Origin of the sequence: Wolbachia endosymbiont of Drosophila bicornuta, from assembly GCF_028982105.1 — a bacterium.
Lineage (GTDB): Bacteria > Pseudomonadota > Alphaproteobacteria > Rickettsiales > Anaplasmataceae > Wolbachia > Wolbachia pipientis.
Genome location: NZ_JAPQLF010000116.1, coordinates 1 through 8,711 on the forward strand (window position 1 = coordinate 1; position 8,711 = coordinate 8,711).

Annotated in this window: 5 protein-coding genes and 1 pseudogene; all 6 read left to right on the plus strand. The window is 36.0% G+C overall.

Annotated features, from left to right (window positions below):
- The first annotated feature begins 106 nt into the window (after positions 1–106).
- Positions 107–3,046, plus strand: a complete 2,940-nt coding sequence (locus OZD68_RS03865) for a cytoplasmic incompatibility factor CifB (RefSeq protein WP_275009051.1) — start codon at positions 107–109, stop codon at positions 3,044–3,046.
- 472 nt (positions 3,047–3,518) lie between these two features.
- Entirely contained in the window at positions 3,519–5,225 is a 1,707-nt protein-coding gene (locus OZD68_RS03870; protein WP_182309297.1) for an ABC transporter ATP-binding protein, read from the plus strand.
- 195 nt (positions 5,226–5,420) lie between these two features.
- Positions 5,421–5,639 (plus strand): hypothetical protein, encoded by a 219-nt coding sequence (locus OZD68_RS03875; RefSeq protein ID WP_010962563.1) that lies wholly within the window; start codon positions 5,421–5,423, stop codon positions 5,637–5,639.
- Positions 5,640–5,734: 95 nt separating this feature from the next.
- Positions 5,735–7,441, plus strand: coding sequence for an arginine--tRNA ligase (gene argS / locus OZD68_RS03880; RefSeq protein ID WP_182309330.1), 1,707 nt, complete (start codon positions 5,735–5,737; stop codon positions 7,439–7,441).
- A 94-nt stretch (positions 7,442–7,535) separates the two neighbouring features.
- Complete coding sequence (locus OZD68_RS03885) at positions 7,536–7,760, plus strand: hypothetical protein (protein ID WP_182282688.1); 225 nt, start codon at positions 7,536–7,538, stop codon at positions 7,758–7,760.
- A gap of 73 nt (positions 7,761–7,833) precedes the next feature.
- Positions 7,834–8,004, plus strand: a pseudogene (locus tag OZD68_RS06615) (type II toxin-antitoxin system RelE family toxin); the annotation flags it as partial.
- Between the last annotated feature and the right edge of the window lie 707 nt (positions 8,005–8,711).

Below are 8,711 nucleotides of genomic sequence, written 5' to 3' on the forward strand. Positions count from 1 at the left end.
TATGTGCTTATGCCTATGGTAGAGCAGTAGCATATTATGATCTGTTCGGATTATTGTAAAAAGAGCTATAGCACCAGGTCAACAACGAATTGACAATTTTATAGAGATGATAGCAGGAAACGAAAGGCAAGATGTAAGAGATAGAATGTACGAAGAAATTTTGCCATACATAACTCGAATCTATCGTCGTTACGCAGACAGACTAGAAAGTGATATTAGAAATCGCAATCAAGAATTTGAGGGTCACGGATTTTTATTAGGGTTTTTAGCAAATTTTAGTCATCTCCACACGATAGATATTGACCCTGACTTGTCTACTGAAAATTCATGTGTTGTTTTCCTTGTACATCGTCAAGAAGAGAGAGAAAACATTCCTATCGTTATTAATGTTATTGGATGGAGGACGCCTTCTGGTGCTGCATTAAATCGCGCTAGAGGTAATGCTAAGAGATTACGTACTTCTTCATTTATACCTGTTCATACTGAATCAGGATATGCTGTTTGTGTTGGATTAAATTTTAATTTAAATCTAGATCCTTTTAGTGTTGATACAGTAGAACTTCAACAGGATAGATTTCCTTTAGTAGAAAAATTATTTGAGCGTGTACGAAATAGACAAGACAGACAAATTCAAGAGGAAACTAGAAATTTTTTACTACATCATCTTCCACGCGAAATACCAATAGATGAAGGTAATCGCGATAGGAGATTTGATTATATGACTGGTTTTGCTTTTGGGAGTAGTGCTTTTGATATACACCCTGTACGACTAGAAGAAGATGATGAAGCATATGTAACAAAATACATATTTAGATACAATAATCAGAATTTAAGAAGAAGCGTTTTAACTATGGTCTTGCATGCTCAAGATTCTGATGTAGTTATACTTCATATTAGAGCCAGCAATGATATACAACTAGAGGCAATCCGTTTACCACAAGATAATATTGCTGCTGTGGGTGTAGTGACATACACACTTAATGATCGATCTGGAATAAATTCTAATGCAGTTAGATTTAATACACCGGAAGATTACCTGCTGGGGAATAGAGGTGATTTGCTTGGTGATCAGCTTGTAGAAATTCCCAATGCTGAAAATGTACATGGTATTTTAGAGGGAGTTATGAATGATGACTGGCAAGATGGTGCTCAGCACGGAGAACTATTGACGGCTATTTCCAGAGTATTAATGCCAGAAGATATGAATGGTAATGCAATAATAGATGTAGATAGCGAGGACAAGTTTCGGTCTATATTGCATGGTGTATTTTATGTTTATGACAGTCCTGATAAAGTACTTTCTAGGTACAAGATAAGTCAAACATATGGTCCTGAAAGGATAAGAGAAGGAGTGGTGGAAGAAGTACGCACGAGAGTTACGGAACAGAGATTAGATCTTCTGTCATTAAGACGACCTACAGGGAATGATTCAGATACTCACCCAATTGGGTATGTGTTAGGATTTGCTGGTAGTGAACAAGAAGTACAACAAGAGCAAGAAGAAGCTGAACAGCGAATAAATGAACTTATGGAAAAGGAAAGAGGGTATTTGCCTGTTACTTCTGGAAATGAGGTGGTTTTCTGTCCTGTTGTACTTAATGTAGCTGCACAGAGAGCGGAAGAACTTATAACTATTCCAGAAAATCTTTATATACATGAAATTAATCGTCATTATGGACCAAGAAGAGCTGCTCGTAATCAAGAACAAGTATTACAACTAATAAATGCGTATATTCAAAATAATCCAAATGGTAATTTTGATCAGCTAGAAAATGTACATGATATACTTACATTAGATTTTGCAACAGATAATCTTAATTATCATTATTGGCTTCAACACCGTGATGTATTTGATGCTGCAAGAAGGTATGGCTTTAATGTTGAAAATGATCAATTGTTTGCAATAACTTCAGAAGCACAGATAACAGAGCCAGAGCGACGTGATGATGATGGGCAAGTAGTACGTCAAGAGTATCAATGGGTACGTGAAAATCTGCAAAGGCTTCGTGGTGGAGAAAATGGTGAAAGAAGGATATTAACTTTAATTGTTAATTTAGGTAACGTTCATTGGGTTACATTAACTATTGTTTACCAAAATGAGAATTATTATTGTTATTATGCTAACTCAACTGGTGGCGGTATTCCAAATGATGTTAGACTAGCTTTAGAAGATAGTGGTATTAATAATGCTAATATCCATAACATTCTTGCTGATCAGCAAGGTAATTTGTCAGTACAACAAAGAGACAATCACAATTGTGGCTTGTGGGCTTTGGAGAATGCCAGAGATATCAATCAAGTTTTACAAGGAAATAATAACCTTGGAGAAAGGGGTCTAGGTATGTTGGATGAGATGCGTCGCCGTCTTACGTTAAATGTTCCAGGCTTGAATAATCAGGATAATCAAAATCATCCTAGAAATGAACAGTACTTTCAAGATCTGAGAAGAGAAATCTCAAGAGAATTTCGAAACACTGGTACTAATGCTGGACAAAGTCGTGACAATGATCCATTGATTAGAGGCACTATACGACTTCAAAATCAAAATGGAATACGTGAACTACTATTAGAGTACTTAGAATTAACATTATCTCATGTACAGTCATTACATTTTGATAAAGAGCAACAAGTAGCGCTTTTGCAGTTTGTATCTAGCAGCTTTCCAAATGCATCTATTGAATTAGCGAAACAAGGCCTTTATTTGCCTTCTTTTGAAAAGCGAGGAGTTAATGTTAATGGTAAATGCGTAGCAACTACGCGTGGTTTATCTCAAGCTTTATCTTTACACGAAAACAAATCACTTTTAAATAATCTAAAAACTTCATCTGAAATTTATGAGCGTATAGCTCAAGGTAAGCAGATATCGAAAAGGGAAGAAAAAGAGGCTTTTACTTTTAGTAAGTTGCTTAGTATAGCTCTTTTTACAATAATCCGAACAGATCATAATATGCTACTGCTCTACCATAGCCATAAGCACATATCTTATCCTATTCGGACTATTGCGAGAAGTGCTATATTTTCAGTATTGGCGTTTTTTAAGTCTTAAACACTGCAATTTAGCTGCTTTTAAATGCAACTCACCTTAGTTTAAATGTTTAAGAAATTTACTAAGCAGAAAAAAAGGCAAAAGAAACCCCGTGTTAGCTAGTTGTCACTCTCTAATCCTGCAAATTGGCGCACTATACTGTCTTAAACGACTTATAAGCGCGCTTCAGCTTATATAGGTAAAAACCTAGAAATGTTGTGAAGACATAAGGTGCACATAGCGCACAAAATCAAAAACAAGACGCCAACTACGTTGTTTTCTTGCTGTTTAATCTGCACAGATGAAGATAACTGAGTACCTTCAATGCCATGATAAGAGGACTGGCGGAGTTTGTCAAGCAAGTTTTTCGTTTCTGCGGGCTACTACCTTTTCTTGGTGGACTATAACAGCTGCAGAACCTAAATTGCTTCATACTACACCTTTCCCCTGAAACTAAAATCTATATACTTAACTTTAGAAACTTTAAAATAAGATGCGATCTAATATTAGGCAGTTATTTTACTATATAAAGCCTAATCTATCCTATTTTGTCATAGCTTTTATTGCAGTTTTATTTTCAGCCTTAACGATCCTCCTCTTTGGCAGAGGCTTAAGCAATATAATTGATTCTGGCACAGAGCACGATTTTACTACCAAACTATTAGTTGCAATACTTATAGTTTTAGCCATTTCTCTCACTGCATTTACTCGGCTATATTTCATTGGCATTGGCAGCGAGAAAGTTATCGCAAGAATCAGATATGACTTATATAGCAGTATCACTAACTTGCAACCAAGTTTCTTTGAGAACACAGGCGTACAAGATGTTATCTCAGCGTTAATTACTGATACCTCTGTGCTGCAATCAATAATAAACAGCAGCTTACTAACCATATTACGAAATTTTGTGATTCTGATTGGCAGTGTTGCTATGTTATTATATACAAATATACAACTAACTGCGTATGCAGCCGCAATAATACCTATGCTACTCATTATCATGACCTCACTTGGAAAAAAAGTGCGTAGCTATGCACGCTTTGCTCAGGATAAATTAAGTGAGCTTGCGTCATTTAGTGAGGAAAATTTTAGATCTATAGTGACTATCAAATCGTTTGTACTCGAGGAAAACGAAAAAATCCGTTTTAAGGAACATTTAAACTCAGTATCAAAATCATACGTAAAATTAGTACTCTTGCGTGCTATTTTAGTAACTCTAGTTATCACGTGTGTGATAGGTTCACTAGTTGTTTTGCTCTTTTTTGGTATTAAAGAAGTCTTAAGCAATAATATAACTATTGGAGAACTCTCCTCATTTGTGTTTTATTCAGCGCTTGCGGCAGGAGCTATAAATAATTTGAGCGATAATATCAGTGATTTACAACGATGTCTTGGAATAGTAGAGCGTTTATTTGAATTTAAAAATATGAAAAGCTCTATAGCAGATCCCGATGATCCTATAAAAATTTGTAGTGTTCAAAAGGGAATTTCGTTTAATGGTGTAACATTTTTTTATGCTGATAAGCCAGCATTAGATAACGTATCATTTTCTATAGAGGCAGGTCAAGCAGTATCAATTGTTGGACCATCTGGCAGTGGTAAAAGCACCATTTTAAAGCTTCTGCTGCGTTTTCATGATCCAAACAAAGGTAGCATTACTATCGATGGGCACAACATTAAGTCAATTGCGCTAAATGACCTCAGATCGTTGTTTGGCTTAGTGCCACAAGATCAAATGATATTCTCTTGCTCAATAATGGAAAATATACTATATGGCAAACCAGGTGCCGAATATGAGGAAGTAAAGCAAGCAGCCATCAGCGCTTATGCAATGGAATTTATTGATAAGCTGCCTGATAAATTTGATACATTTGTAGGAAAAAGAGGATTAAAACTTTCTGAAGGACAAAAACAACGTATTGTAATAGCAAGGGCCATACTCAACAATCCTCAGGTTTTAATACTGGATGAAGCAACCTCTGCCCTTGATTACAAAAGTGAGAACCTCGTGCAAAAAGCATTGAGCAAGTTAATGCAAAACAGAACAACAATCGTAATTACACACAGGCTATCAACCGCACTCAAGACTGACAAGATTATAGTAATTAATCATGGAAAAGTAGAAGAAGTAGGAACTCATGACTCTCTAATGAGTAAAGACGGGCTGTATGCAAAACTGGCGAAGATACAGTGGAATTGAAAGAAAATTTAAATCATACCGTTAGTTGATATGCTAGATTTATAATTAAAATTATTAAATTTTTAATTTTATTATTTTATAATGGTTCCATAGTTATCCGGAAATTTCGTGATCTGTAGTTTCTTTCATTCACGTTATATTCATAGCTTGTTCTATCTTAATGTAATTCCAATTTTGACTGTATAGGAGGTCTCTATGTTAAAACATAACTATAGTGATAAAATCAATAATCGCTATTCATATACTAACAAATTTTCTTATAGTGATGAGGGTGTAGATGAGACGATCAAGGATAAAATCACAACTGAAGATCAGGTAGTAACTGATGATGTTGAAGAGCCTGATGCTGGTAATGATGGTTACAGTGAAGGTATGGCTTTCTCTTACCATGGTTACGGCAACGACTTAATATAAACTCTGATCCAGGAAGATAAAATAGTTAAGATAAACCTTCAACTAGCCCCACTTATTCGCTATATTGTTGGAGGTTTTCATAGTTTTTCTAGTTGATGAACATTTTCAAAAGGGCTTCTTCCTTAATTTTGAGTAAATTAAACGAGTTGAAGCAAAGGTGTATTATAAATACAGATACAACAAACTTTATCGTAGAACCCCCAAGTAACAGAGCACATGGAGACATTTACACAAACGTTGCTATGGTGCTCGCAAAGCATGAAAAGAAGAATCCCATTGAAATTGCAGAGGTTTTAGCCAAAGAATTTGAACTTTTTGATGAAGTTGCAAAAGTGGAAATAGCGGGCCCTGGTTTCATCAACATACACTTAAAAATAAAAGTATGGCATGGGATTTTAAAACAAATAAATGAGCTAAAAACAGAGTTTGGCACCCTAGATATAGGGAACAATCAGGCCATTAATGTTGAATTTGTATCTGCAAATCCAACTGGTCCACTGCATATTGGTCATGCAAGAGGGGCAGTATTTGGTGACGTTCTGGCAAATTTATTGAAAAAAGTTGGTTATAAAGTTACTAAGGAATACTATATTAATGATGCTGGAGCGCAGATAGATACGCTAATTCGGTCAGTATATTTGCGGTATAAGGAAGCTCTGGGAGAAAAAATCAGCATCGAAAAAGGTTTATACCCAGGTGAATATTTAAAACCAATAGGGACTGGGCTGGCCAAAAAATATGGCGCAGAGCTTCTAGAAAAGCAAGATAATCAAGTGATTAGAGACTATACTTTAAGTTCTATCTTAGAAATCATAAAGGAAGACATGAACTTACTTGGAGTAAATCATGATGTTTTTACTTCAGAGTATGAGCTACAAAAAAGTGGCAAAATTGAAGAGAGTATAAATATATTGTCTGACAAGGGTCTAGTGTATGAAGGGTACCTGGAGAAACCAAAAGGCAAAGAAAGCGAAAATTGGACTTCCAGAAAAGAGATGCTATTTCGCTCTACAAAATTTGGTGATGACGTTGACCGTGCATTGAAGAAAGAGGACGGCAGTTGGACTTATTTTGCCTCGGATATCGCTTACCATTTTGATAAGATATCGCGTGGTTTTAACAATATGATCGTAGAGCTTGGTAGTGACCACGGCGGTTATGTCAAAAGACTCAAAGCAGTCGTCTCTGCGCTCAGTGATGATCAAGCAAAAATAGAGGTAAAACTGCATAATATTGTGAATTTTTTCGAGAACGGCAAACCTGTTAAGATGTCCAAAAGATCAGGAAACTTCCTAACAGCAAGAGATGTAGTGGAAGAAGTTGGCAGGGACATAACTCGTTTTATAATGCTAACACGCAAGAATGATATGGTCTTGGACTTTGATTTTGCTAAAGTTAAAGAACAGTCAAAAGACAACCCTATTTTTTACGTGCAATATGCGCATGCTCGTGCTCATTCGTTAATGCGTAATGCTCCAAAAGAGCTCCCAACAGCAGATCCTTCACTTTTAAGGACAGGTGGAGAGCTCTTCCTCATAAAAACCTTAGCAAAGTGGCCAGATGTGGTAGAAATTGCAGCAAGGCTTTGTGAGCCACACAGAATTACTTTCTACTTACTTGAAGTTGCAGAAGCGTTTCACGTTTTATGGGGGTATGGCAAGAGTGATTTAAACATGCGTTTCATACTGGAAGACAACTTAAACCTCACCGCTGCAAGAATGTTTCTCGTGCAGGCCTTAGCACACGTCATCGCTTCTGGACTTTCTATCTTCAATATAGAGCCTTTGGAAGAGATGAGTTGATTTTTTTATGCAAGATTGTTTTTTCAACGAATAGAGAAGTTGACAAAATTAAGTAAAAATGTTATAGTTTATAGCAGTGTTTTCTGGTTAATATATGGCTCACAGTCAAAAAAAGCTCAATGTTAATGTAAGTTTTGACAGTAAATTGGCTCAGTATCTTACAGAAATGGCAGAGACTCAAAATAAAACTATTCCTGAAGTTTTAGTAGATTTAGTGGAAGAAGAGTTCAAAGAAGATGTAGAGCTATCCAAAATAGCTGACGATCGCCTCTCTGAAGGTGAAGAAGAAGTAGAGGATGATGAAAACATCTGGAAATAAAACTTACACTATAAAATTCTTAAAAAATGTTATTGAAAAAGAAATTCCAGCTCTTCCGGCAAAGATTAAATTAATGGTTCAGGAGGCCATAAAGAAACGCCTTACAGTTGATCCTTTTAATCTAGGAAAGCCTTTATGTCATAGCTTTAGAGGGCAATATAGGATAAGGGTTAGCAACTACCGTATAATTTACATCATAAATCATTCAGAACGTAAAGTACTTATTACTGCAGTGGGGTATAGAAAAAACATTTACAAACACAGAAGATTACACAATGAAAAATATAAGAAAGATCTCACCGCTGCAACTTGTCCAAGCCTTAGCACACGTCATTGCTTCTGGACTTTCTATCTTTAATATAGATCCGTTAGAAGAAATGAGTTGATTTTTTTTTGTTACAATATGTAATGATCAAAATATTATTCAAAGTAGGGTAAAGTTATGACGATCAGTTTTAGGGAGTATTCAACTGTATTCACTGAAGTTGCGGAACAGACAGATTTAAATGGAAATAACATAATTGAAAGAATAAAAGGGCATTAGCATAGATCCCGCTAACAAGCAGCGGGATGACGGTTGTCAGGGTGTCAGGCTAGTACCTTCTCTTGTCATCCCAGTGCCCAGACACTGTGATCCAGAAAAGTTTGCTTGTGAACACGCAAACTAGCATGGAAAGTGGTTACAACATTTTCGATGAGATTATATGGAAAACTGTATTCCAGTGTCAAGCACTGGAATACATCACAGGGGCACTGGAATGACACCCTTTACGGGCTCTTAAATTGCAACTATAAATGTTTAATAAATTTACCAAATAAAAAAAAGGCAAAAGAAGCCACTCGGTGGTTGGCTATTTACCATGTACTAAAATACCGGCGTTTTTTTTATTCTAAAACGCTTGATTAAGAGCGATTTAGCTGCTTTTAACTTGCAACTAACCTACACCGCAA